This window comes from Pseudomonas sp. UME65 (genome assembly GCF_014170225.1).
GTDB lineage: Bacteria > Pseudomonadota > Gammaproteobacteria > Pseudomonadales > Pseudomonadaceae > Aquipseudomonas > Aquipseudomonas protegens.
In genome coordinates, this window is record NZ_LZZQ01000010.1 from 36,344 (window position 1) to 59,748 (window position 23,405).

Annotated in this window: 20 protein-coding genes; 15 read left to right on the forward strand and 5 right to left on the reverse strand. The window is 62.9% G+C overall.

Going from position 1 to position 23,405, the window contains the following annotated elements; genetic code table 11:
* The first annotated feature begins 23 nt into the window (after window positions 1-23).
* The 5 genes from ffh (at window position 24) to rplS (ending at window position 3,596) form a co-directional block, all read left to right on the forward strand.
* Window positions 24-1,400, forward strand: a complete 1,377-nt coding sequence (gene ffh / locus A9971_RS07885; protein WP_011059443.1) for a signal recognition particle protein — start codon at window positions 24-26, stop codon at window positions 1,398-1,400.
* Between the two features lie 251 nt (window positions 1,401-1,651).
* Window positions 1,652-1,903, forward strand: a complete 252-nt coding sequence (gene rpsP, locus A9971_RS07890; protein ID WP_007927680.1) for a 30S ribosomal protein S16 — start codon at window positions 1,652-1,654, stop codon at window positions 1,901-1,903.
* Between the two features lie 5 nt (window positions 1,904-1,908).
* Window positions 1,909-2,445 carry a ribosome maturation factor RimM gene (gene rimM, locus A9971_RS07895; RefSeq protein WP_011059444.1) on the forward strand — a complete coding sequence of 179 codons (537 nt, stop codon included), beginning with the start codon at window positions 1,909-1,911 and terminating at the stop codon, window positions 2,443-2,445.
* Complete coding sequence (gene trmD / locus A9971_RS07900; RefSeq protein ID WP_019094770.1) at window positions 2,427-3,200, forward strand: tRNA (guanosine(37)-N1)-methyltransferase TrmD; 774 nt, start codon at window positions 2,427-2,429, stop codon at window positions 3,198-3,200. The genes rimM and trmD overlap by 19 nt, the downstream gene beginning before the upstream one ends.
* Before the next feature lie 45 nt (window positions 3,201-3,245).
* On the forward strand, window positions 3,246-3,596 hold the full coding sequence (gene rplS, locus A9971_RS07905) for a 50S ribosomal protein L19 (protein WP_009047143.1): 351 nt from the start codon (window positions 3,246-3,248) through the stop codon (window positions 3,594-3,596).
* A gap of 58 nt (window positions 3,597-3,654) precedes the next feature.
* Here the strand turns inward: rplS and A9971_RS07910 are convergent, their stop codons facing one another.
* Window positions 3,655-5,781 carry a DUF4132 domain-containing protein gene (locus tag A9971_RS07910; protein ID WP_183001367.1) on the reverse strand — a complete coding sequence of 709 codons (2,127 nt, stop codon included), beginning with the start codon at window positions 5,779-5,781 and terminating at the stop codon, window positions 3,655-3,657.
* Window positions 5,782-6,106: 325 nt separating this feature from the next.
* On the opposite strand from A9971_RS07910, the gene A9971_RS07915 reads away from it, so the two are divergent.
* A complete protein-coding gene (locus A9971_RS07915) occupies window positions 6,107-6,520 on the forward strand; it encodes an acyl-CoA thioesterase (protein ID WP_019094772.1) in 414 nt (137 codons plus the stop codon).
* A 57-nt stretch (window positions 6,521-6,577) separates the two neighbouring features.
* Here the strand turns inward: A9971_RS07915 and A9971_RS07920 are convergent, their stop codons facing one another.
* On the reverse strand, window positions 6,578-8,380 hold the full coding sequence (locus tag A9971_RS07920; protein ID WP_065364573.1) for a sodium:proton antiporter: 1,803 nt from the start codon (window positions 8,378-8,380) through the stop codon (window positions 6,578-6,580).
* Window positions 8,381-8,487: 107 nt separating this feature from the next.
* Here A9971_RS07920 and xerD point away from each other — a divergent pair, with 107 nt between their 5' ends.
* From xerD to A9971_RS07950, 6 genes are all read left to right on the forward strand, one after another.
* Window positions 8,488-9,384, forward strand: a complete 897-nt coding sequence (gene xerD / locus A9971_RS07925; protein ID WP_011059449.1) for a site-specific tyrosine recombinase XerD — start codon at window positions 8,488-8,490, stop codon at window positions 9,382-9,384.
* A 149-nt stretch (window positions 9,385-9,533) separates the two neighbouring features.
* Window positions 9,534-10,265, forward strand: coding sequence for a thioredoxin fold domain-containing protein (locus A9971_RS07930; protein ID WP_011059450.1), 732 nt, complete (start codon window positions 9,534-9,536; stop codon window positions 10,263-10,265).
* 134 nt (window positions 10,266-10,399) lie between these two features.
* Window positions 10,400-11,704: a homoserine dehydrogenase gene (locus A9971_RS07935; protein WP_011059451.1), complete on the forward strand. Its 1,305-nt coding sequence runs from the start codon at window positions 10,400-10,402 to the stop codon at window positions 11,702-11,704.
* A 107-nt stretch (window positions 11,705-11,811) separates the two neighbouring features.
* Window positions 11,812-13,221: a threonine synthase gene (gene thrC, locus A9971_RS07940; RefSeq protein ID WP_183001368.1), complete on the forward strand. Its 1,410-nt coding sequence runs from the start codon at window positions 11,812-11,814 to the stop codon at window positions 13,219-13,221.
* Between the two features lie 100 nt (window positions 13,222-13,321).
* Window positions 13,322-16,924 carry an ATP-binding protein gene (locus A9971_RS07945; RefSeq protein ID WP_183001369.1) on the forward strand — a complete coding sequence of 1,201 codons (3,603 nt, stop codon included), beginning with the start codon at window positions 13,322-13,324 and terminating at the stop codon, window positions 16,922-16,924.
* Window positions 16,925-17,014: 90 nt separating this feature from the next.
* Entirely contained in the window at window positions 17,015-18,274 is a 1,260-nt protein-coding gene (locus tag A9971_RS07950) for an EAL domain-containing protein (protein ID WP_183001370.1), read from the forward strand.
* Here A9971_RS07950 and A9971_RS07955 read toward each other — a convergent pair.
* The gene (locus tag A9971_RS07955) at window positions 18,271-18,933 is read right to left on the reverse strand and encodes a response regulator transcription factor (RefSeq protein WP_011059455.1); all 663 of its coding nucleotides are present in this window, start codon (window positions 18,931-18,933) and stop codon (window positions 18,271-18,273) included. The two genes, A9971_RS07950 and A9971_RS07955, sit on opposite strands and share 4 nt — an antisense overlap.
* A 208-nt stretch (window positions 18,934-19,141) precedes the next feature.
* Here A9971_RS07955 and A9971_RS07960 point away from each other — a divergent pair, with 208 nt between their 5' ends.
* Window positions 19,142-19,429: a DUF3509 domain-containing protein gene (locus tag A9971_RS07960; RefSeq protein ID WP_011059456.1), complete on the forward strand. Its 288-nt coding sequence runs from the start codon at window positions 19,142-19,144 to the stop codon at window positions 19,427-19,429.
* Between the two features lie 168 nt (window positions 19,430-19,597).
* Here A9971_RS07960 and A9971_RS07965 read toward each other — a convergent pair whose 3' ends face one another.
* Window positions 19,598-20,449: a TIGR02285 family protein gene (locus A9971_RS07965; RefSeq protein WP_065364568.1), complete on the reverse strand. Its 852-nt coding sequence runs from the start codon at window positions 20,447-20,449 to the stop codon at window positions 19,598-19,600.
* Between the two features lie 76 nt (window positions 20,450-20,525).
* Window positions 20,526-21,725 (reverse strand): CaiB/BaiF CoA-transferase family protein, encoded by a 1,200-nt coding sequence (locus A9971_RS07970; protein ID WP_011059458.1) that lies wholly within the window; start codon window positions 21,723-21,725, stop codon window positions 20,526-20,528.
* Window positions 21,726-22,045: 320 nt separating this feature from the next.
* On the opposite strand from A9971_RS07970, the gene A9971_RS07975 reads away from it, so the two are divergent.
* Both A9971_RS07975 and A9971_RS07980 read left to right on the forward strand, forming a co-directional pair.
* Window positions 22,046-22,666, forward strand: a complete 621-nt coding sequence (locus tag A9971_RS07975; RefSeq protein ID WP_011059459.1) for a YjfI family protein — start codon at window positions 22,046-22,048, stop codon at window positions 22,664-22,666.
* A gap of 15 nt (window positions 22,667-22,681) precedes the next feature.
* A complete protein-coding gene (locus tag A9971_RS07980) occupies window positions 22,682-23,377 on the forward strand; it encodes a PspA/IM30 family protein (protein WP_183001371.1) in 696 nt (231 codons plus the stop codon).
* Window positions 23,378-23,405 lie beyond the last annotated feature (28 nt).

Below are 23,405 nucleotides of genomic sequence, written 5' to 3' on the forward strand. Positions count from 1 at the left end.
CCTTGGGCCTGAAAGGATCGAGCATGTTTGAAAACCTAACCGACCGTCTCTCGCAGACGCTGCGCCATGTCACCGGCAAGGCCAAGCTGACCGAGGACAACATCAAAGACACCCTGCGCGAAGTGCGCATGGCGCTGCTCGAAGCCGACGTTGCGTTGCCGGTGGTCAAGGACTTCGTCAACTCCGTGAAGGAGCGTGCGGTCGGCACCGAAGTGTCTCGCAGCCTGACGCCGGGCCAGGCTTTTGTGAAGATCGTCCAGGCCGAGCTGGAAAGCCTGATGGGCGCGGCCAACGAAGATTTGAACCTCAGCGCAGTGCCACCGGCCGTGGTGCTGATGGCCGGTCTGCAGGGGGCGGGTAAGACCACCACCGCCGGCAAGCTTGCGCGCTTCCTTAAAGAGCGCAAGAAAAAGAGCGTGATGGTGGTCTCCGCGGACGTCTACCGTCCGGCGGCTATCAAACAGCTGGAAACCCTGGCCAATGATATTGGCGTGACCTTCTTCCCATCGGACCTGAGCCAGAAGCCGGTAGCTATCGCCGAAGCGGCTATTAAGGAAGCGAAGCTCAAGTTCATCGATGTCGTGATTGTCGACACCGCCGGTCGCCTGCACATCGACAGCGAGATGATGGACGAGATCCAGGCGCTGCACGCGGCCATCAAGCCGGTGGAAACCCTGTTCGTGGTCGACGCCATGACCGGTCAGGACGCCGCCAACACCGCCAAGGCCTTTGGCGACGCGCTGCCGCTGACCGGTGTGATCCTGACCAAGGTCGACGGCGATGCCCGTGGTGGTGCCGCGCTGTCGGTGCGAGCCATTACCGGCAAGCCGATCAAGTTCATCGGTATGGGCGAGAAGAGCGAAGCCCTGGAGCCGTTCCACCCTGAGCGCATCGCTTCGCGCATCCTCGGCATGGGCGACGTGCTCAGCCTGATCGAACAGGCTGAAGCGACCCTCGACAAGGACAAGGCCGACAAGCTTGCTAAAAAACTGAAGAAGGGCAAGGGCTTCGACCTCGAAGACTTCCGCGATCAGTTGCAGCAGATGAAGAACATGGGCGGTCTCGGCGGCCTGATGGACAAGCTGCCGAACATCGGTGGCGTGAACCTGGCGCAGATGGGCAATGCCCAGGGCGCGGCAGAGAAGCAGTTCAAGCAGATGGAAGCCATCATCAACTCCATGACCCCGGCCGAGCGCCGCGACCCCGAGCTGATCAGCGGTTCGCGCAAGCGCCGGATCGCCCTGGGTTCCGGCACCCAGGTGCAGGACATCGGTCGCTTGATCAAGCAGCACAAGCAGATGCAGAAGATGATGAAGAAGTTCTCCGCCAAGGGCGGTATGGCCAAGATGATGCGCGGCATGGGCGGTATGTTGCCCGGCGGCGGCATGCCGAAGATCTGAAGAATCCGCGCCGGCCGTCATGCCGGCGCTTTTTTCCACGGGGACGTGGAATCCCGGGCAAACCCTCGATTGGGGTGCGCTCACTCGCTGTCGCTTGCGGCAGCTCCATGGCAAATCTGAATGGCAGCCGACGGGCGCCGGAAAAAGTCATTTGCAAAAGTCCGGATATTCCTTAGAATATGCGGCCTTTCGGGCACCCATGCCCGCTGTGCATTTAGATTTGCAGCACCGACTACAGGAACGATGTTCACATGCTAACAATCCGTCTTGCCCTTGGCGGCTCCAAAAAGCGCCCGTTTTACCACTTGACCGTGACCGACAGCCGCAACCCACGCGACGGTTCGCACAAAGAACAAGTTGGCTTCTTCAACCCGATCGCTCGTGGTCAAGAAGTCCGCCTGTCCGTGAACCAAGAGCGCGTAGCCTACTGGCTGAGCGTTGGTGCACAGCCTTCTGAGCGTGTTGCTCAGTTGCTGAAGGAATCGGCTAAGGCTGCAGCCTGAACCCTATGAACGCGACGCCAGCTCCTGCTGATGATTTGATCGTTATCGGCAAAATCTACTCTGTTCATGGCGTTCGCGGCGAAGTGAAGGTCTTTTCCTTTACTGATCCGATTAAAAACCTGTTGGACTACAAAACCTGGACGCTCAAGCGCGAAGGTAGCGTGAAGCAGGTTGAGCTGGTCAGCGGACGCGGGAACGACAAGTTCCTGGTCGCAAAGCTCAAGGGTCTTGATGATCGCGAGGAAGCTCGTCTTCTGGCCGGTTACGAGATCTGCGTGCCGCGCAGCCTGTTCCCTGAACTGACCGACGGCGAGTACTACTGGTACCAGCTGCAAGGTCTCAAGGTTATCGACGGCCTCGGGCAACTGCTCGGGAAGATCGATCACCTGCTGGAGACCGGCTCGAACGATGTAATGGTGGTCAAGCCTTGCGCTGGCAGCCTGGATGATCGCGAACGCCTGTTGCCCTATACCGAGCAATGTGTGTTGGCCGTCGACCTGGCCGCGGGCGAGATGAAGGTGGAATGGGATGCGGACTTCTAAGCGTGGCTAACTTGCGCGTAGAAGTGATCAGTTTGTTTCCCGAGATGTTCTCCGCCATCAGCGAGTACGGCATAACCAGCCGCGCGGTGAAACAGGGGCTGTTGCAGCTGACCTGTTGGAATCCGCGAGACTACACCACGGATCGACATCACACTGTGGACGATCGCCCGTTTGGCGGTGGTCCGGGCATGGTGATGAAGATCAAGCCCCTGGAAGATGCACTGGTTCAGGCCAGAAACGCAGCCGGGGAGGGCGCGAAGGTGATCTACCTGTCGCCCCAAGGCCGCCAACTGAATCAGTCGGCGGTGCGCGAGTTGGCGAATGAGGATGCATTGATCCTGATTGCTGGTCGTTATGAAGGCATTGACGAGCGTTTTATTGATGCTCATGTCGATGAAGAGTGGTCGATTGGCGACTATGTACTCTCCGGTGGCGAGCTGCCGGCGATGGTCCTGATTGATGCGGTTACGCGACTGCTGCCCGGAGCTTTAGGGCATGTGGATTCCGCGGAGGAAGATTCCTTCACGGACGGTCTGCTGGATTGCCCGCACTACACCCGACCGGAGGTGTATGCGGATCAGCGTGTTCCCGACGTGTTGCTAAGTGGCAACCACGCACACATCCGGCGTTGGCGTTTACAGCAGTCCCTTGGTCGGACCTATGAACGACGCGCCGATCTTCTGGAAAGCCGCTCGCTTTCTGGAGAAGAGAAGAAGCTGCTCGAGGAATATCTCCGCGAGCGGGACGATAGTTAACAACGTATCGATGGTAGATCCGACGATTTACCTTAGGAGCACAGCATGACCAACAAAATCATCCTTGCACTCGAAGCAGAGCAGATGACCAAAGAGATCCCAGCCTTTGCCCCGGGCGACACCATTGTCGTTCAGGTGAAAGTGAAGGAAGGTGATCGTTCCCGTCTGCAGGCGTTCGAAGGCGTAGTTATCGCCAAGCGCAACCGCGGTGTGAACAGCGCGTTCACCGTACGTAAAATCTCCAACGGCGTTGGCGTAGAGCGTACTTTCCAGACCTACAGCCCGCAGATCGACAGCATGGCTGTCAAGCGTCGCGGTGACGTGCGTAAAGCCAAGCTGTACTACCTGCGCGACCTGTCGGGTAAAGCAGCTCGCATCAAGGAAAAACTGGCTTAAGTCCAGCTTCCGATGCAGAAAAAAGCAGCCTACGGGCTGCTTTTTTGTTGCCTGTCATTTAATGCCCGGAGCGGTTCAGCAGGGCGCAGACCGTGTTGGCGATCCGTTCCAGCAGTACCTCGTCATAAGGCAGCCAGGGCAGGGCGGTCAATTTGCCGCTTTGCGCCGCCAGGGCCATCTCCACGGGTTCGCCATCGCGTGTCACGCGCCCGGTGGCCAGATGCACCGCATGGTCGCCGATGCGGACATGGCGCCCCTCCATCGACAACATTCCCTGCTCGATAAGTGGGGCGAAAGCCCTGCCCAGCACGTGCTGGCGCATCAGAGCCATCTGGGTGAGGTTGTGCCCGGCCAGCAGGTTCAGGCGTTGCTCGCGCCTGGCGGCCGGCATTTGCGGCAGGGGCTGGCCGGTGGCGCTCTGTACCAGCTCTTCGATGGCGAAACTGCTGACGCTCACCAGCAGGTCGATGGCCCGGCAGGCTTCTGAAAACACCTGCGGCGGCACATCCTGCAGCAGCATCGGCTGCCAGTGTTTATCGGTGCGCCGAGCGAAGCTTGCACTGCCGGACAGGCAGTGCCCCTGCAGCCCCGGATAGAGTGCCGCGTCCACCGCAAAGCTCACCCGGATATCCCCCAGGTTCCGGCTCAGGCCGCTGTCCCTGTCGATCTTCCAGCCTTCGCGGCGGGCCAGGCCGATCAGGGGGCGGATGGACAGGCTGTATCCGGCGAATGCCTGGCAGGTGTGGCTTTCCAGCTCTTGCTGAGAGGGCAGGTAGTACTCGCGAAACACTTGGCGCAGCGGTTGTTTGATCCGGCGTTCGCTGATCAGGGCCTGCCAGGCGTGGCGCTCTGCGGCGTTGGCTGACAGCGGGTGCCATAGCGAAATCCTGCACCCGGCATCCAGGCTCAGCGGTTGGCCCCGGGAGTCTAGCGCTTGCGCATCTGCGTCCAGCAGGAAGCTGCGGCGTTGGCCATCTGTGCAATGGGCAACCCAAACCAGTGAGCGGGCAAAGGGCGAGCCCACGGCGGAGTCCGCCAGTTGCGCTCGCCAGTCGCGCAAAGACAACTCAAAGGCTTGCCACAGCCCGGATTCCAGGCAACTGGCCAGAAGCCCGTGCTGGGCCTTGCCGGGCGTGCTGGTGGGGGCCAGGCGCAGGGCGATCTCGGGGCGTTGGGCCAGGCCGCGTTCGGCAGGTTTGAGGTTGCGGGCGAGTTTTTTCTGGATGCTGGCATGGCGCACCAGGCCCAGGGCGCTGCGCAGTGCCTGCACGCTTTCCGGGGTTGGCACCTGCTCGATGCAATGCCCCAGGGCGATGGCCAGGGACTGCGACGGCGCAGTCTTGGCCTGGGTCGGGGCGACGCAGGCCTTGGGCAGCAAAATGTCCATCAGTGGCGGCAGCCAGGAGGCATCGCGCAGCAGGGCGACCCGCGCGGCGCGGGCGATCACCGGAGTGTCATCGGTGGTAAAGGCGCCATCGGCCACATAGGGCGTGGCGCCGCTGTGGATGGCGTCCAGGCGCTGGGCTGCGGTACTGAGGATCTGCTGTGAGAATTCGACGTACGCCGCGTCATCCATCAGCACCCTGGCCGGATCGGCGCTCAGGTGATGATGGCCGGTCCAGTACTCGCTGCCGGCCAGGGCCTGCCGTGAGCGAGGCTCCAGTTGCCCAAGCAGTTCGAACTCCTGCCGGGCGTAGGGCGCATCGGCGTAGTGTTGTTCCACACAGCGCCGCAGCGCCGTGCGGGTTTCTTCATCCACCCATTGCGCCAGCACGTACGCCTGGTGGTAGTACAGCGCCCACTGTGGGCCCGGCTCCGCAAGGATCCTGCGCAGTTCCTCGGTCAAGGCGGGACTCGGTGTTCCGCTGAAACAGGCCAGTTGTTCCAGCGCTTCCTGCCAGTTCACGCAACTGCGCAGCGCCTCCAGCAGGGTGGTTTGATCGAGGGCCGGGCTCAGTTCCAGTTGCGTGGCCTGCTGCACGATCGCGGTCGCCAGTTGCTGCGCCGCCGGGTTGGCATGGTCGCGCAGGGCCCGGCGGATGGCCGGCCACAGGCTGCCCAATTGAGCGGGCGTCAATGGGCTGATGTCGGGCGGCGGGCCGATGAAGTTCGGATGATCCACTCGGTCGATGTTCAGGCGTTGTTGCAGGTGCGCGATGAGCGAAGGCGCGAGCGGGGCATCCATGGCGGCGGGTCTCCTTTTTCAGTGCGCGGATAATCGCATTTTTTATCGCCGGTTGTGGCCTTTGGCCCCTGGCGGGTTCTTTCGACCCCTGCCGGGCGGCGATATACTCGCCGGCCCAATAAAGTGTGATCGCCCGATCCGTGCAGCCTGCACGGACGCCCAGGGTGCGTCGCATCCTCCCGGCAATCCTGGCCTGGTTCTATCCACAGGCAGGCCGCCCCCGATTATTCCCATCAAGCCTTGGGTCGCTGCCCTGCAGTGCTCATGGGCGTTCCATGCCCGCAGCGTGCCCGTGCGCGGATCCATCCATTCAGGCAGTAGTCCGATGACCCTTCGTGAGCAAGAAATCCAGCGCCGTACCGAACTCTCGGTGACCCGCGTGACCAAGGCGGTATTCCCGTCCACCACCAATCATCACAACACCCTGTTCGGCGGCACTGCCCTGGCCTGGATGGACGAGGTTTCGTTTATCGCCGCGACCCGTTTCTGCCGGCTGCCGTTGGTGACGGTGTCCACCGACCGCATTGATTTCAACCATCCGATTGCCGCAGGTTCGATCGTCGAATTGGTGGGGCGAGTGGTGAAGGTGGGTAACACCAGCCTCAAGGTCGAAGTCGAGGTGTTTGTAGAGAGCATGAGCTGTGATGGTCGGGAAAAGGCCATCCATGGCTTGTTCAGCTTTGTCGCCATCGACGATGACAAGCGCCCGGTGCCGGTGCTTCCAGGGTTTGCGACGTAGGAGCCGGCGTGCCGGCGAATAAGCCATCGGGCCTCTTCGCTGGCAAACCAGTTAGCGTTACAGGGACTCGGGCTGGATCAGGGCCAGCAGCGTCCAGCCTGCCGCCGGCTTGAGGCTGCTGTCTGGGGTGACGACATGCACCCAGCCGCTACTGTCGCGGGCAAACAGCAGAGTGGCGCGTTCGCCGTGCAGGGCCTGGTAATCGTCCCAGCCAAAGGCTTCGGTCAGATTGGTGCTGTACAGCTCCGCGCCCTGGCCCAGCAGGCTGGCCAGCTTGGTGTAGGTCAAGGCCTCGCTGCCCAGCAACTGGCCGCGGTGTTCGTGGCTGGCCCGGTGCTTGTCGGTGCGCCGGCTTTCCTGGCTGTTGGCCAGGGCGAACAGGCGCTGGTGGCCGAAGTCGTGGCGAAAGCGCATGGCGGCCAGGGTGTTCAGCTCTCCTGAGGGCGAGAGTGCAAGCAAGTGGCCCAGGCCCACCAGGTCCAGATGGGCATCGGCGTGCTGCGAGGCCGGGTTGCCGAAATAGGTGGGCAGCCCTTCCATGCGCGCCGCGCGAATGTTTTCCCAGCTGGAGTCGGTCAACAGCACCCGGCTGCCCAGTTGCTGCAAGGCTTTGCCAAGGGTCCGTGCCGGGCCGTTGGCGCCGACGATGAGAAAGCCGCTGGGCGCCGGCTCGGCGACTTTCAACAGGCGCGCCAGGGGGCGAGCCGTGGCGCTTTGCAGGACCACGGTGCCGATGATCACGGCAAAGGTCAGTGGCACCAGCAGCAATGCCCCCTCATGACCGGCTTCATCCAGGCGGATGGCGAAGATCGCTGACACTGCTGCCGCAACAATCCCCCGTGGGGCAATCCACGCCAGCAAGGCGCGTTCACGCCAGTTGAGGCTGGAGCCGGCCGTGGACAGCAGCACGTTCAGTGGCCGGGCGATAAACTGGATCACCAGCAGCAGGATCAGCACCAGCGGGCCCAGGGCAATCAGCGCCTTGAGGTCCAGGCGTGCCGCCAGGAGGATGAACAGCCCGGAAATCAGCAGCACGCTGAGGTTTTCCTTGAAGTGCAGGATGTGCCGCACATCCACGCCCTTCATGTTGGCCATCCACATGCCCATCAGGGTCACCGCCAGCAGTCCGGATTCGTGCATCACCTGGTTGGAAGCGATGAAGATTCCCAGCACTGCCGCCAGGGTTGCCAGGTTGTGTAGGTATTCCGGCAGCCACTGGCGGCGCATGATGCTGCCCAGGACCCAGCCGCCGGCGATGCCGAACAGGCTGCCGCACAGAATCACCCCGCCAAAGGTCAGCAGGCTCTGGCTCAGACCGGCGCCCTCGGCGCTGGCGATGATGAAGCTGTAGACCACCACCGCCAGCAGGGCGCCGATAGGGTCGATGACGATGCCTTCCCAGCGCAGGATATTGGCGATCGAGGCCTTGGGCCGCACTACCCGCAGCATGGGCACGATCACCGTCGGTCCGGTGACCAGGGTCAGGGTGCCGAACAGCAGGGCCAGCATCCAGTCGAAGCCCAGCAGCCAGTGGGTGGCCAGGGTGATCACGGCCCAGGTGGACAGCGCGCCGATGGTCACCAGGCGGTGCACCACACTGCCGATCTCGCGCCACTCGGAGAGGTGCAGGGTCAGGCTGCCTTCGAACAGGATCAGCGCCACCGCCAGCGAAACCAGGGGCATCAGCAGCGGGCCGAACATCTCCTGCGGGTCGAGCCAGCCCAGTATCGGCCCGGCCAGAATGCCGCTGAGCAACAGAAAGAGAATGGCCGGCAGTTTCAGCCTCCAGGCCAGCCACTGGCAGCCCAGCGCGGCCACGCCGATGCCGCCGAAGGCCAGCAGAATCTGTTGTTCACTCATCAATGCACCCTGTTCCTGAAAATGGCTGGCTATGAAAGACTAGCGACCCTGCGCGCAGTTCACTATTTTTTTACGCCTGGCCTCTGGGCCGCGCCTTTCGAGTCTTTATGCCTGCCATCGACCACCCCCTGATCGACCGTTTTCTCGACGCCCTGTGGTTGGAGAAAGGCCTGTCCGACAACACGCGCGACGCCTATCGCAGTGACCTGGCGTTGTTCAACGGCTGGTTGCAGGAGCAGGGGCTGGAGTTGCCGCGGGCCGGGCGCGAGCTGATCCTCGATCACCTGGCCTGGCGCGTGGAGCAAGCCTACAAGCCCCGCTCGACAGCGCGATTCCTCTCGGGCGTGCGTGGTTTCTATCGCTATCTGCTGCGGGAAAAGCTGATTGAAATCGATCCAACCTTGCAGATCGACATGCCGCAACTGGGGCGTCCGTTGCCCAAGTCGCTGTCGGAGGCGGATGTGGAAGCGCTGCTGGCCGCGCCGGACCTGAGCGAGGCCATCGGCCAGCGCGACCGGGCCATGCTCGAAGTGCTCTATGCCTGCGGCCTGCGGGTTACCGAGCTGATCAGCCTGACCCTGGAGCAGGTCAACCTGCGCCAGGGCGTGCTGCGGGTCATGGGCAAGGGCAGCAAGGAGCGCCTGGTGCCCATGGGCGAGGAGGCGATTGTCTGGGTCGAGCGCTACATGCGTGATGCCCGTGCCGAGCTGCTGGGCGGGCGTCCCAGCGACGTGCTGTTCCCCAGCCTGCGTGGCGAGCAGATGACTCGCCAGACCTTCTGGCATCGGATCAAGCACCAGGCCAAGGTCGCCGGGATCGGCAAGGCGCTGTCGCCCCACACCTTGCGCCATGCCTTCGCTACCCATCTGCTCAATCACGGCGCCGACCTGCGAGTGGTGCAGATGCTGTTGGGCCATAGCGACCTGTCCACCACCCAGATCTATACCCATGTGGCCCGCGCCCGGCTGCAGGATCTGCACGCCAAGCACCATCCGCGCGGTTGATTTGCCTTCCGGGCCGCGCTTTGCGTCGCCCGTAGTCGGTGCCGGCAAACAGATGTGATAGGCTTTGCCGGTTTGCAAAACGGCTGTTTGCGAGCGGTTGCCATGGTGATCGCTGCGAGTGGCCCATTTGCCCGCCTTCAGGAGTTCCCATGCGCTTGACCCAGATTTTTGCCGCCGCCTCCCTGGCGCTGCTCAGCACTTTTGCCATGGCCGATGACAGTGCCGAGAAAGCCATCCGCAAGAGCCTCGAGACCCTGCAGCTCGAAACGCCTGTGGAAAGCATTACCGCCAGCCCCATGGGTGGCCTGTACGAAGTCAAGCTCAAGGGCAGCCGTGTGCTGTACGCCAGCGCCGACGGCCAGTTCGTGGTCCAGGGCTACCTGTTCCAGCTCAAGGATGGCAAGCCGGTCAACCTCACCGAAAAAACCGAGCGCCTGGGCATTTCCAAGTTGATCAACGGCATTCCGGTCGCGGAAACTGTGGTCTATCCAGCCATTGGCGAAACCAAGACCCACATCACCGTGTTCACCGACACCACCTGCCCGTACTGCCACAAGCTGCACGCCGAAGTGCCCGAGCTGAACAAGCTGGGTGTGGAAGTGCGCTACGTGGCGTTCCCGCGCCAGGGCCTGGGCTCGCCGGGTGACGAACAGCTGCAGGCGGTCTGGTGCTCGGCGGACAAGAAAGCCGCGATGGACAAGATGGTCGACGGCAAGGAAATCAAGGCCGCCAAGTGCGCCAACCCGGTGTCCAAGCAATTCGCCCTGGGCCAGTCGATCGGTGTCAACGGCACCCCGGCCATCGTTCTGGCCGATGGCCAGGTGATTCCCGGCTACCAGCCGGCACCGCAGATCGCCAAACTGGCCCTGGGTGCGAAATAATCCTGCATCGTCACGCTAGCCTTTGACGATCATGGCCCGCCGGCCAAGCCGGCGGGCCATTAATAGAGAGCCGCGCAGTTTGCGGCTGTATTCCACGGCCGGCCTAGAGTCGGCCGTTTTATGGGGAGTTCAGAGTGAATCCGGTCAAAGTAGGCATCTGTGGGCTGGGTACTGTCGGTGGCGGTACCCTAAACGTACTTCAGCGCAACGCCGAGGAGATTGCCCGCCGTGCCGGGCGTGGAATCGAAGTAGCGCAGATTGCTACCCGTACGCCAAAGCCGCAGTTCCAAACGACCGGTATTGCGATTACCAACGATGTCTTCGCCGTGGCCACCAACCCTGAAATCGATATCGTCATCGAGCTGGTGGGCGGCTACACCGTGGCCCGTGACCTGGTGCTCAAGGCCATCGAGAACGGCAAGCACGTGGTCACCGCGAACAAGGCGCTGATCGCCGTGCACGGCAACGAGATCTTCGCCAAGGCCCAGGAGAAGGGCGTGATCGTGGCCTTCGAAGCCGCCGTTGCCGGTGGCATCCCGGTGATCAAGGCGATCCGCGAAGGCCTCTCGGCCAACCGTATCAACTGGCTGGCGGGGATCATCAACGGCACTGGCAACTTCATCCTCTCGGAAATGCGCGAGAAGGGCCGCACCTTTGAAGACGTGCTGGCCGAAGCGCAGGCCCTGGGCTACGCCGAAGCCGATCCGACCTTCGACGTCGAAGGCATCGATGCCGCGCACAAGCTGACCATCCTGGCCTCCATCGCCTTTGGTATCCCGCTGCAGTTCGACAAGGCCTACACCGAAGGCATCACCAAGCTCACCACCGCCGACGTGAACTACGCCGAGGCCCTGGGCTACCGCATCAAGCACCTGGGTGTGGCGCGCCGCACCGAGGCCGGTATCGAGCTGCGGGTGCACCCGACCCTGATTCCGGCCGATCGCCTGATCGCCAACGTCAACGGTGTGATGAACGCGGTCATGGTCAATGGCGATGCTGCCGGTTCGACCCTGTTCTACGGCGCCGGCGCGGGCATGGAGCCGACCGCTTCCTCGGTGGTGGCCGACCTGGTGGACGTGGTTCGCGCCATGACCAGTGATCCGGAAAACCGCGTGCCGCACCTGGCGTTCCAGCCTGACTCGCTGTCGGATCATCCGATCCTGCCGATCGAGTCCTGCGAGAGCGCCTACTACCTGCGCATCCAGGCCAAGGATCACCCGGGCGTACTGGCCCAGGTGGCGAGCATCCTCTCGGAGCGCGGCATCAACATCGAATCGATCATGCAGAAGGAAGTGGAAGAGCAGGACGGCCTGGTGCCGATGATCCTGCTGACCCACCGTGTTCTGGAGCAGCACATCAACGATGCGATCACCGCCCTGGAGGCCCTGCAGGGCGTCGTTGGCCCGGTGGTGCGTATCCGCGTCGAACATTTGAATTAATGAAGCAGCCGCAAGTGGCAAGCGGCAAGCGCCAAGTCAGAAGCTGATCGGCTTTGACTTGAGGCTTGAAGCTTGCGGCTTGAGGCTCAAACCGAAGGTTTGTCCCCATGCGCTATATCAGTACTCGTGGCCAGGCACCGGCCCTGAATTTCGAAGATGTGCTGCTGGCAGGTCTGGCCAGCGACGGCGGTCTCTATGTGCCAGAGAACCTGCCGCGTTTCACTCAGGAAGAAATCGCTTCCTGGACTGGCCTGCCGTATCACGAGCTGGCGTTCCGGGTCATGCGCCCGTTCGTCAGCGGCAGCATTCCGGACGCCGATTTCAAGAAGATCCTTGAAGAAACCTACGGCGCCTTCTCCCACAACGCCATTGCGCCGCTGCGCCAGCTCAACGGCAACGAGTGGGTGCTGGAGCTGTTCCATGGCCCGACCCTGGCATTCAAGGACTTCGCCCTGCAGCTGCTGGGTCGCCTGCTGGACTACGTGCTGGAGAAGCGCGGCGAGCGCGTGGTGATCATCGGTGCCACCTCCGGTGACACCGGCTCGGCGGCCATCGAAGGCTGCAAGCGTTGCGACAACGTCGACATCTTCATCCTGCATCCGCACAACCGTGTATCGGAAGTGCAGCGCCGGCAGATGACCACCATCCTCGGCGAGAACATCCACAACATCGCCATCGAAGGCAACTTCGACGACTGCCAGGAAATGGTCAAGGCCAGCTTCGCCGACCAAGGCTTCCTCAAGGGCACTCGCCTGGTGGCGGTGAACTCGATCAACTGGGCGCGGATCATGGCCCAGATCGTCTACTACTTCCACGCGGCCCTGCAGTTGGGCGGCCCGGCACGTTCCATCGCGTTCTCGGTGCCCACCGGCAACTTCGGCGACATCTTCGCCGGCTACCTGGCGCGCAACATGGGCCTGCCGATCAGCCAGCTGATCGTCGCCACCAACCGCAACGACATCCTGCACCGCTTCATGAGCGGCAATCAGTACGTCAAGGAAACCCTGCACGCGACCCTGTCGCCGTCCATGGACATCATGGTCTCGTCGAACTTCGAGCGTCTGCTGTTCGACTTGCACGGTCGCAACGGCGCGGCCCTGGCGGCCTTGATGGACAGCTTCAAGCAGGGCGGCGGTTTCAGCGTCGAACAGGATCGCTGGACCGAAGCGCGCAAGCTGTTCGACTCCCTGGCGGTGAACGACGAGCAGACCTGCGAAACCATCGCCGAAGTCTTCGCCCAGACCGGCGAAGTGCTGGACCCGCACACCGCGATCGGGGTCAAGGCCGCTCGTGAATGTCGGCGCAGCCTGGATACACCCATGGTGGTCCTGGGCACCGCGCACCCGGTCAAGTTCCCGGATGCGGTGGAAAAGGCCGGTGTCGGCAAGGCTCTGGAGCTGCCGGCGCACCTGTCCGACCTGTTCCAGCGTGAAGAGCGCTGCACGGTCCTGGCCAACGACCTGAAAGCGGTGCAGGCTTTCGTCAGCCAGCACGGCAATCGTGGCAAGCCGCTCTGATTCATTGGCTTTGCCGACTAACAAGCCCGTCTTCTGACGGGCTTTGTTTTTTCTTGCCCCAGTGGCATGAGTGTGGCTCGCAAGACGCCGGGAGGCCCGGATGATTCGCCGTCGAACCTATCGGAAACTGCCCGTCCAGCGCTGGCTGTACGGGCCTGTGCTGGTCTGTGCAATATTCGCTTGGGCGGCACCTGCCTACGCCGCTCAGAACCTGTCTTTCAAGTTGGTGCCGGCCTTTGTCGATCTCGACCCCTTGCCCCTGGCTCCCGCCGAGCAGCGATGGCTGAAAAGCCACCGGACCCTAAGGGTGGGGATTTCCATCGATGACTACCAGCCCATCGACATCACTCGCGACCGTAACCGTTACCAGGGCATCAGCGCCGATTACCTGAGCCTGGTGGGCGAGCGCCTGGGGACGTCCATGGAGGTCCTGGGCTTTTCCGAGCGCGAGCAGGCGGTGGAAGCGCTGCGCAACGGCACCATCGATGTGCTGACCAGTGCCAACGGCTATGAGCGCGGAGCGCCGGGGCTGCGTTTTACCAGTGACTACATGCCGGACCTGGCGGTGGTCGTGGTGCGTCGGGACGAGCCGCAGCCCAGTGACGACCTGGCGGGCAAGAAGGTGGTGCTGCTGGACGGCTACGCCAATGCCGCCCAGGTCCATGCGGCCTATCCCGACAGCCAGATCATGCTTTCACCGAACCTCTACAGCGGCCTGGAAGCGGTGAAGCAGGGGGATGCCGACGCCTTCATCGGCAACGAGGTGATCGTTCGCGCCTACAAGGCCCTGCGTCCCTACCTGGGGTTGCAGATCCACGTGGAAAGCCGCCTGCCGCCCACCGGCTTCGCCTTCGCCACCCGCGACAGCAATGTGCTGCTGGCACAGTTGCTGGAAAAGGCCCTGCAAAGCATCGATGAATCCATACGCCGGGAAATCCAGGCACGCTGGACCACTGGCCTTGGGGCGAGCAACTTCGCCGAGCCGATCGAGCTCAGCGCCCAGGAACAGGCCTGGATCCTCCAGCACCAGCATGTGGTGGTGGCCTCCCAGCAATACCCGCCCCATGTGTTCAAGGACAAGGAAGGCCAGTGGACCGGCCTCAATATCGACCTGCTCAACCGTATCTCGCGCATGACCGGGCTGCATTTCGTGCAGAAGGAAAGCCAGACTACTGCCCAGACTCTGGAACTGCTGGAAAGCGGGGAGGCGCAGATGAACACCACCCTCACGGCCAGCGATGACCGGCGGCTGTTCCTGAACTTCTCCCATGCCTTCGGCGGCGCGGCCTGGGTGTTCGTGGTGCGTCCCGAGGACCGGCGCCTGAGCAGCCTGAAGCAGATGGCGGGGGAGGTGCTGGTGCTTCCGGCCCGGCACACCCTGGAGAGTTTTATCCGGCGCAACTACCCGGACATTCGCCTGCGCAGCGTTGCCAGCTATGAAGAGGCCCGGGCCCTGGTCAGCAATGGCGAGGCCATGGCGACTATCCAGAGCGAGGTGCAAGCCCTGGGGCCGGCCGAGACCGGGGTGATGGTAGGGCGCAGTGTCGAGGGCACCTGGTCGGCCGACGAGTTTTCCGTGCGCAAGGACCAGCCCGAGCTGCTGAGCATTCTCAACAAGGCACTGGAAGCCTTGCCGGTAGCGGAGCTCAGCGCTCTGCGCCTGAAATGGCTGGGGGCTACGCCAGTGCCGGTGCCTGCCTGGCAGCGCGTGCCGAACTGGGTGTATTGGGCGATTGCCACAGCGCTGCTGTTCGGCCTGATTTCCCTGGCCTGGAACAGTCGCCTCAAGCGCCAGATCCAGCAGCGATTGCTGGCTGAACAGCGGCTCAATGATCAACTGGTGTTCAAGCGGGCCTTGCTCGACGGTATTCCCAACCCGATTTTCGTGCGCGACCTGCAGGGGCGTTTGATGACCTGCAACAAGAGTTATGAACAGCAATTGGGCACCAGCCTGGCGCAGATCCAGGGGCGGCAACTGACCGAACTGGACATCCTGCCGCCGGCCACCGCCCAGCAGTTGCATGGTGAGTTCATGCAGTTGCTGGCCTCCGGTGAGTCGGTGTTCGCCGACCGACAGGTGGAGTCCAGGGATGGCCCTATCGATGTCTATCAGTGGGCGGTGCCCTTCTACAGTGCAGAAGGGCAGTTGCAGGGCTTGCTGGGCGGCTGGATCGACATCACCGAGCGCAAGCGCCTGGAGAACCAACTGGTGGAGGCGCGCCAGGCGGCCGATCAGGCCAACGCGGCGAAGACGGCTTTCCTGTCCACCATGAGCCACGAGATCCGCACACCGATGACCGCCATCCTTGGCCTGCTGGAGCTGGAGAAAGAGCAGGCGCGGCTGCGCGGCGTGCCCTTTTCCGAAGCCCTGCGGGTGGCTTACCAGTCTGCCCAGGAATTGATCGGCCTGATGGGCGATAGCCTGGACCTGGCCAAGATCGAGGCCGGGTATATGCACCTGGTGCCCCAGGTCACCGCCCTCAAGCCGTTTTTCGAGAGTATCCGGCAGTTGTTCGAGGTCACGGCGCGCAACCAGGGCGTGCAGTTGCAGCTGGTGTTCAGTGAGCGGGCCAAGGGCCGTTATCTGTTCGACCCGGCGCGCCTGCGCCAGGTAGTGCACAACCTGTTGAGCAACGCGCTGAAATTCACCGCCCAGGGCGAGGTGCGGATGACGGTGGAGTGCCAGCCTGACGAGTCCGGCCTTGAGTGCCTGCGCATCAGTGTTGCGGACACCGGCCGCGGTATCAGCGCCGAGCAGCAGGCCAAGCTGTTCACGCCTTTTGTCCAGGCCGATGCCATGACCTCGTCAGCCTACGGCGGCACCGGGCTGGGGTTGAGTATCTGCCGGCAACTGGTGGAACTGATGGGCGGGCGGATTCACCTGCTCAGCGAGCCCGGGGTAGGTACCGTGGTGTCGCTGGAGTTGTACCTGGAGCGGGTCAGTGACGATTTCGAGTCTGGGCCGGCGTCGACGCAGGAACGTCCGCCGAGCCGGAGCATGGAGGTGCTGGTGGTGGATGACTTGAGCGCCAACCGCATGGTCCTGTGCCAGCAACTGATGTTCCTCGGGCACCGGGTGGTGGCCTGTGACAATGCCCGGGAGGCGTTGCAGCAATGGCGTAGCGGCACCTTCGACGTGGTGATGACTGACTGCAACATGCCGGACATGAGCGGCTACGCCCTGGCCGAGGCGATACGCCAGGCCGAGGCACAGGAAGGGCGCGGGCGTTGTCCGGTGATCGGCTGCACCGCCAATGCCTTTGAAGACGAACGCGAGCGCTGCGAGGAGGCCGGAATGGATCAACTGCTGGTCAAGCCGGTAACCCTGGATCAGTTGGCCCAGGCCCTGGCGCGCTTCCTGCCGCCGCCATCCTTCAACATCCAGACCTTGCGCAGCATGACCCAGGCCGACGACCAGGTGCTGCAACGCATGCTGCACGAGTTGTTGCGCAACCTCGCCGAGGAGCAGCAGGCGCTGGAAGCGGCGCACCAGGCCCGCGACCGGGAACGCCTAGGGGGTACCCTGCATCGGCTCAAGGGCGTGTGCTGCCTGATCGATGCCCTGCCCCTGGCCAGGGCCTGTATCGAGCTCGAGGGGCTGGTCAAGGGGCGGCAGGACGAGGCCATCGATCGTCATTGGCCATTGTTGCTGGAGGTCATCGCCAGCTTGCGCAGTGATATCCAGGCTGTCCTGGATGATTAAGACTTGTCCTATGTGTGCGTAGGAATTGTCTTATTAACCTGCCGGCTCGTTGTGGATACTTGCCACGCACGTCGTACCGGAGGTTGCCCCATGCATTCGCTTAAAGTGCTGATTCTCGAAGATAACTCGTTCCAATTGATGGCCCTGCACCAGATGCTCAACGCCAATGGCGTGTTCAATGTGCTGACCGCCGAGAGTGTCGAGGCCGCGCGGCGTTCGCTGGACAGCAAGGGGCCGGTGGATATCGCCATCTGCGACCTGTACCTGGAGCAGGCCGACGGGCTGGAGTTGATCCGTGACCTGGCCCGCCAGGAGCGGGCCCGGGCGCTGATCATCCTCAGCGATGCTGAAGAGGATGTGCTGGAGGGGGCGGCCGGCATGGCCCGGGAGCTGAGCCTGAAAGTGCTGGGCTGCCTGCCCAAGCCGGCCTCGGTGGCGGTGATCGGCGACTTGCTCACGGCCTACCAGCAGCACTCCAGGCAGGGGGCGCCTGCGCCGGACCAGGCGTTGCTGCGGGACTTGCTCGGGCTGGAGCCGTTTTCCCTCGACAGCGTCACCCAGGAGGAAGGGCTGGCGGCGATCCTGGGCCACGGCGTGGCGCATTTCCAGCCGGTCATCCAGCCCCACGGCGAGCTCCAGGGGGTCGAGGCCCTGGCCCGCTGGCAGCACCCCGAGCGCGGGCTGCTGATGCCCGGGGAGTTTTTGCCATTGATCGAGTTCGCCGGCCTGCAGGAGATCTTTACCTGGCACATGCTGGAACAGGCCCTGGAGCTGGCGGCCGGGGTGAAGCTGGTGATGGGCCATTCGTTGCCGGTGGCAGTGAACATTCCCATCGGCATCCTTGAACGGCCGCTGTTTCCCCGTCAGCTGGAGGCCTTGCTCAGGCGTTTCGAAGTGCCCGCCCGGCTGCTGACCCTGGAAATCATCGACACCACCCGGCTACAGACCGATACCGCCCATGTGGAGGCGCTGCTGCGCCTGCGGATGATCGGCTGCAAATTGTCCATCGGCGACTTCGGCATCGGCGGCACCAGCCTGCAGCGTCTGTTGGAACTGCCCTTTACCGAGTTGAAGATTCCCCCGGTGTTCGTGGCGGGCATGGCGGCCGACGAGCGCAAGGTGGCCCTGGTCGGTGGGGCGATGAACATGGCCCGGCGCATGTCCCTGGGAGTGGTGGTGGCCGGGATCGAGAGCGAGGCCGACTATAAGGCGGCCAAGGCCCTGGGGGCGGCCCATCTGCAGGGCTGCTTCCTGGCCGGGCCGATGAGCGCCGCCCAGATGCGCCAGTGGCTGGCGCAGGCGCTGGACCGGGGTGCTGAGGGGGCTGGCGCTGAGGGCCTGTGTGCCTAGGACAGCCCGTGCTCCTGCACGTAGATGTACAGCGCGGCTTCGCTGGACAGGCCGAGCTTGCGCATGGCACTGACCTTCTGCGCACTGACGGTCTGCTTGCTGCGGTTGAGTTGCGCGGCAATTTCCCCGACCGCATGGCCAGCGGCCAACAGGCGGATCACTTCCAGCTCCCGCGGCGACAACTGATCGCTGGAAACCAGGCGGTCCGGCCCCACTTCGCCGGCCAGGCTCAGGGCCTGCTTGATGGCCTGGGCGATGTAGGGCTTGTGTTGCCGCGCCCGGGCGATGGCGGTCGGCAGCTCGTCCGCCAGGCTGGCCTTGCTCAGCAGGCCCGTTACTCCCAGATCGAGGATCGAGCGGAACAGCCCGGGGTGGTTGAGCATGGTCACCACCACGATGGGCAGGTCGGGGTGGCGGCGGCGCAGCTGTTCGATCAGGCGCAGGCCGTCGTTCTGCTGTTCGGCTGGCATCATGAAATCCGTCACCAGCACATCGCATTCGATCTCCTGCATCAGTTGCGCCAGGGCGGAGGGCGAGCTGGCCTCGCCGACGATGGCCAGGCTGTCGTCCTGTTCCAGGACGGCGCGCAGGCCAATGAGGAAGATCGGGTGGTCGTCGGCAAGGATGATGCGCAATTTGTTGTTCGTCGTTGCTTTCAAAGCTGAGCTCCAATGCAAAGGCGGCGTTGTTTGCGCCTGGTCGGCCGTTTTTCAGCTGTCATATTACCCGTGCATGCTCGATTGACTCAGGTCGGCAGCAGTAGGTGTGGCGAACTTTCTTCTCTGAGCGATGGTCACTTGAATGTCAGAAAGCTACCGGCATTTTTGTTTTCGAACCTTTAATTCGAGCTATTGAGTGGTGATCTAGATGGAAAGTATCAGTCTTTTATTGAGTGAGGCCCTGAGCCCTTACCAGGTTGCTCTGACGCCTTGCGGGGCTCGGGGCGAATGCCTGGTGACCTTGAAGAATGCTGCCGGCGCCATCGTGGTGGAGCGTGAGGTCAATCGGGCCCAGCTCACTGACAAGCGCCTGCTCACTGATGTGGTGGACGGCCTGCACCGTGATGTGCTGATCGCCGAAGGCCGGCTCGAGCCCTGCGTGATCGCCGCTCTGCGCCATGCCGCCGAAGACAAGGCGTTCGCCCGGCGCAATTGATCTGAAATTTTACGGAACCTTCCGCCAGGCCCGTCAGTCAGACTCAGTATCAGCAGGATCAGGCATTGTGCTCCGGTGCTTGTGGCCTGCTGGTACGGGTCTGCAAAGACCACGTTTAACCCCGAGTCGTCTCCCCACTTCTCGGGGTTTCTTTTTGCCCGGCGTTTGTCAGTGGTCCTTCAAGTCCTGGAAGTAGGCCCGGGCATCGGCGCGGTATTCATCGCGCATTCCGGGGTCCAGCCAGGCGGCATACAACTCCACCAGTCGCTCCTCGCGCAGCTTGAGCAGGGCCTGGTTGATCCGGGTGATGGCTTTGCGGCCCTGCGGGGTATCGGAGCAGCCGACGTGGATTTCCTGATACTTGCTGGTGCCTTCGACCGGGTAGAACTCCAGATCCTGCGGGTCCATGCCCTGCTGCACGGCCTGGTAGCGGATTTCCGGCCAGTAGCCCAACAGCAGTTGCAGGCGCCCCAGGCGCTGCATCTGCAGCAGGCTGCCCAGGGCGTCGTTGCCGTAGTGGGCGCGGATCTGCTGCGGAGCAACCTGCTGCAGCAGATTGTCGAGCTGTTGCCCGTAGCTGCGCTCGGCCACCACCCCGATCAGTTCCTTGCCGCTGTCGAGCAGGCCATGCAGGTCGACCTTGCCGTCATGGATGAAGTGCGCGATCTGTTCACGGTCGGCACGGCGGATCGCCAGGCCATTGCTCAGCACTCGAAAGCTGGTGATGGAAAAGGCCACCCATTGCGCACGCTCCTTGTTCCAGATCAGCGCCGGATCACAGGTGAAGCTGGGGTCGCGCAACATCTGCATGCCCCGGGCGCGATTGACCCGTACCAGTTCGTGCTGGTACTCCGGCAGGCTGGCAATCAATTGCGGCATCAGCAGGTCGACCACTCCTCGATCTTTTTGCTGGCCCTCGAAAATATTCAGCGGCGGCAGGTCGCGCAGCAGCCAGGTGAGCATTTCGCCGGCGTGGCCGGGGGCGCAGGGCAGCCACAGCAGGCAGGTCGCGAGCGCCATCGTCAACCGGCCAAGGCCTGGCCTCGGGCGTCGCTGGGCCCGTTGCGGGGGGGCAGTGTGAGACGGCTGTTTCAGCTTAGATTGCCCCAGAGTTGCGCAGGTCCTGGATCTGCTCGCTGCTGTAGCCCAGGCCGGCCAGAACTTCGCTGGAGTGTTCGCCGAGCTCGGGGCCGACCCAGTCGGCCGAGCCCGGAGTCTGCGAGAGCTTTGGCACGATGCCGGGCATCTTGAAGGCCTTGCCGTCCGGCAGCCTGGCCTGGAGGAACATTTCCCGGGCGAGGAATTGCGGGTCGTGGAACATGTCCTCGGCGCTGAAGATCCGGCTCGCCGGGACTTCGGCCTGGTTCAACTGCTCCAGCACCTGCTCCAGGGGCAGGGACGCCACCCAGCGATCGATCACCCCATAGAGTTCGTCGCGGCGGGTGTCGCGCCCGTCGTTGCTGGCCAGGGCCGGGTCATTGGCCAGGTCCTCACGGCCGATCAGGAGCATGAAGCGCTTGAAGATCGCATCGCCGTTGGCGCCGATCTGCACGTGCTTGCCGTCGGCACTGGTGTGGATCGACGAAGGGGTGATGCCGGGCATGATGTTGCCACTGCGTTCGCGGATGAAGCCGAATACATCGAACTCCGGAACCATGCTTTCCATCATGGCGAAGATCGCCTCGTACAGCGCCACGTCCACCACCTGCCCCTGGCCGCCGTTGACCTCGCGGTGACGCAGCGCCATCAGCGCGCCGATCACCCCCCACAGGGCAGCGATGGAGTCGCCGATGGAAATTCCGGTGCGCACCGGTGGGCGGTCCTCGAAACCGGTGATGTAGCGCAGGCCGCCCATGGATTCGCCCACCGCGCCGAAGCCCGGTTGGTCCTTCATCGGCCCGGTCTGGCCAAAGCCCGATAGCCGCACCATCACCAGTTTGGGGTTGAGGGCGTGCAGCACGTCCCAGCCCAGGCCGAGTTTTTCCAGCACGCCGGGGCGAAAGTTCTCGATCAGGATGTCCGCTTCGCCCAGCAGTTGCTTGAGCACCGCCAGGCCTTCCGGGTGCTTGAGGTTCAGGGTCAGGGACTTCTTGTTGCGTGCCTGGACGAACCACCACAGCGAGGTGCCTTCATACAGCTTGCGCCACTTGCGCAGCGGATCGCCGCCATCGGGTGACTCGACCTTGATCACCTCGGCACCGAACTCGGCGCAGATGCGCGAGGCGAAAGGGCCGGCGATCAGGGTGCCGAGTTCTATCACTTTCAATCCGGCGAGGGGCTTGCTGAGGCTGGTCATGGGGCATCCGCTGGGCAGGAAAATCCGCCTAGCCTAGACCATTGGTCGCCATTAAGGCAGCGCCTGACGCCTGCCTTTGCCGATTATTTCCCGCCCGGGCCAAGGATTATTGTGCTTCTCATTCTATTGGGCGGCAGGGTTTAATGACGCCGCTTGAAAAAAGAGCGGTTGCGAAAGCTGTAAAAGGGTCTATGCAGCGATGGACGCCTTGCGGCTGTTTGCCGAGCGATCTTCCTGATATTTCTTGTTACAAATGTCGCCTGTAAATTTTACATGTGATGAATTGAAAACCTTACATGTGATGTTCTAGTCTCTGCGCCATGGAAAACAAATCCTCAGCCCATTACCAACGTTTATTCCGCCAGCGCCTGCGTGATCAGGGCCTGGTGAAAAAGGAAGTCTGGATACTGCCGGAGAACGCCCAGGCGTTGCTGGCGGTTGAACGCAAACTGCGTCAGCCCTCAGAAGGGCTGGCTCCTGTGGAAAAGGATGGAGAAATGAGCATGCCGCAGATCTGGAATGCCCGATCGCTGTGCCAGGCCCTGGTAGCCACCGAGTTGTTCAGCAGTGGCGAAGCCAGCGTTGAACTGCTGGAGGGTGCCGAGCCGAGCTTGCACGTGACCATGCGCGAATACGGCGACCTGCCGTTGTTCGTGGCCCTGTCCGGCGAGCAGATCCTGGTGGAGGCGCTGCTGTGGCCGCAAAGCGAAGTGACCGATGTGGCCGCGTTCAACGAGGAAGTGTTGCTCAGCCGCCAGTTGTTCCCGCTGTCGAGCATCGGCCTGGAAACCCGCTTTGGCGGTGAGCGCCACTACATGATGTACGGCGCCCTGAGCGCAACCTCGATTCTCTCCAACGTGCTCTACGAGATCGAAACCCTGGCCAGCAACGTGATCAGGGCAACCGAGGCCTACGAAGGCTACCTGAAGGCTCAGGCCTGACCTGGAGGAATGCACATGAACGTATGGAGCAAGCTGCTCACCGCGCTGCGCGGTGGTGCCAATGAGGCGGGCGAGGCCCTGGTGGACAGCCAGGCACTGAGGATTCTCGATCAGGAGATCCGCGACGCCGACCAGGAACTGCGCAAGTCCAAGGAAGCCCTGGCCGAGATCATGGCCCGGCAGAAACTCGCCGCCGAGCGCGCCAACGGCAGCGCGGCCAAGATCGCCGAGTATGAAAGCTACGCCCTCAAGGCCCTGGAAGCGGGCAACGAAGCCCTTGCCCAGGAAGTGGCGCAAAAGATCGCCAACCTGGAAAATGACCTGGCCGTGGAGCGTGAGCAGGCCGATGGTTTTGCCGCCAGCGTCGCGCAGTTGCGCAAGGCCGTGACCCAGGCCGAGGGCAATATCAAGCATTTGAAACAACAGGTGGATACCGTCAAGGCCACCGAAAGCGTGCAGAAGGCCCAGCAGGCCGTGGCCCAGCGCTACGGCGGCTCCCAGAGCAAGCTGTACACCGCCGTGGAGTCCCTGGAGCGGATCAAGCAGAAGCAGGCCGAGCGCGCGGCAAAGATGGACGCCGCGGCCGAGCTGGCCAATACCAGCAGCCCGGACGATGCCCTGGATGCCAAGTTGCGTGAAGCCGGGATCGTTGCTGGCAGCACCAGCGCCGACAGCGTGCTGGCGCGCCTCAAGGACCGTAGCAAGTCCTGATTCACCGTTGTGTTGTAGGGGCGGGGCC

Bases quoted from the DNA above. Each gene is read 5' to 3' on its own strand.
- rplS (WP_009047143.1), top strand. From the start codon at position 3,246: ATGACCAACAAAATCATCCTTGCACTCGAAGCAGAGCAGATGACCAAA.
- thrC (WP_183001368.1), top strand. From the start codon at position 11,812: ATGCGCTATATCAGTACTCGTGGCCAGGCACCGGCCCTGAATTTCGAA.
- A9971_RS07965 (WP_065364568.1), bottom strand. From the start codon at position 20,449: ATGGCGCTCGCGACCTGCCTGCTGTGGCTGCCCTGCGCCCCCGGCCAC.
- A9971_RS07910 (WP_183001367.1), bottom strand. From the start codon at position 5,781: ATGGATGCCCCGCTCGCGCCTTCGCTCATCGCGCACCTGCAACAACGC.
- rpsP (WP_007927680.1), top strand. From the start codon at position 1,652: ATGCTAACAATCCGTCTTGCCCTTGGCGGCTCCAAAAAGCGCCCGTTT.
- xerD (WP_011059449.1), top strand. From the start codon at position 8,488: ATGCCTGCCATCGACCACCCCCTGATCGACCGTTTTCTCGACGCCCTG.
- A9971_RS07975 (WP_011059459.1), top strand. From the start codon at position 22,046: ATGGAAAACAAATCCTCAGCCCATTACCAACGTTTATTCCGCCAGCGC.
- A9971_RS07920 (WP_065364573.1), bottom strand. From the start codon at position 8,380: ATGAGTGAACAACAGATTCTGCTGGCCTTCGGCGGCATCGGCGTGGCC.
- A9971_RS07960 (WP_011059456.1), top strand. From the start codon at position 19,142: ATGGAAAGTATCAGTCTTTTATTGAGTGAGGCCCTGAGCCCTTACCAG.
- trmD (WP_019094770.1), top strand. From the start codon at position 2,427: ATGGGATGCGGACTTCTAAGCGTGGCTAACTTGCGCGTAGAAGTGATC.
- A9971_RS07950 (WP_183001370.1), top strand. From the start codon at position 17,015: ATGCATTCGCTTAAAGTGCTGATTCTCGAAGATAACTCGTTCCAATTG.
- A9971_RS07980 (WP_183001371.1), top strand. From the start codon at position 22,682: ATGAACGTATGGAGCAAGCTGCTCACCGCGCTGCGCGGTGGTGCCAAT.
- A9971_RS07970 (WP_011059458.1), bottom strand. From the start codon at position 21,725: ATGACCAGCCTCAGCAAGCCCCTCGCCGGATTGAAAGTGATAGAACTC.
- rimM (WP_011059444.1), top strand. From the start codon at position 1,909: ATGAACGCGACGCCAGCTCCTGCTGATGATTTGATCGTTATCGGCAAA.
- A9971_RS07915 (WP_019094772.1), top strand. From the start codon at position 6,107: ATGACCCTTCGTGAGCAAGAAATCCAGCGCCGTACCGAACTCTCGGTG.
- A9971_RS07930 (WP_011059450.1), top strand. From the start codon at position 9,534: ATGCGCTTGACCCAGATTTTTGCCGCCGCCTCCCTGGCGCTGCTCAGC.
- A9971_RS07945 (WP_183001369.1), top strand. From the start codon at position 13,322: ATGATTCGCCGTCGAACCTATCGGAAACTGCCCGTCCAGCGCTGGCTG.
- ffh (WP_011059443.1), top strand. From the start codon at position 24: ATGTTTGAAAACCTAACCGACCGTCTCTCGCAGACGCTGCGCCATGTC.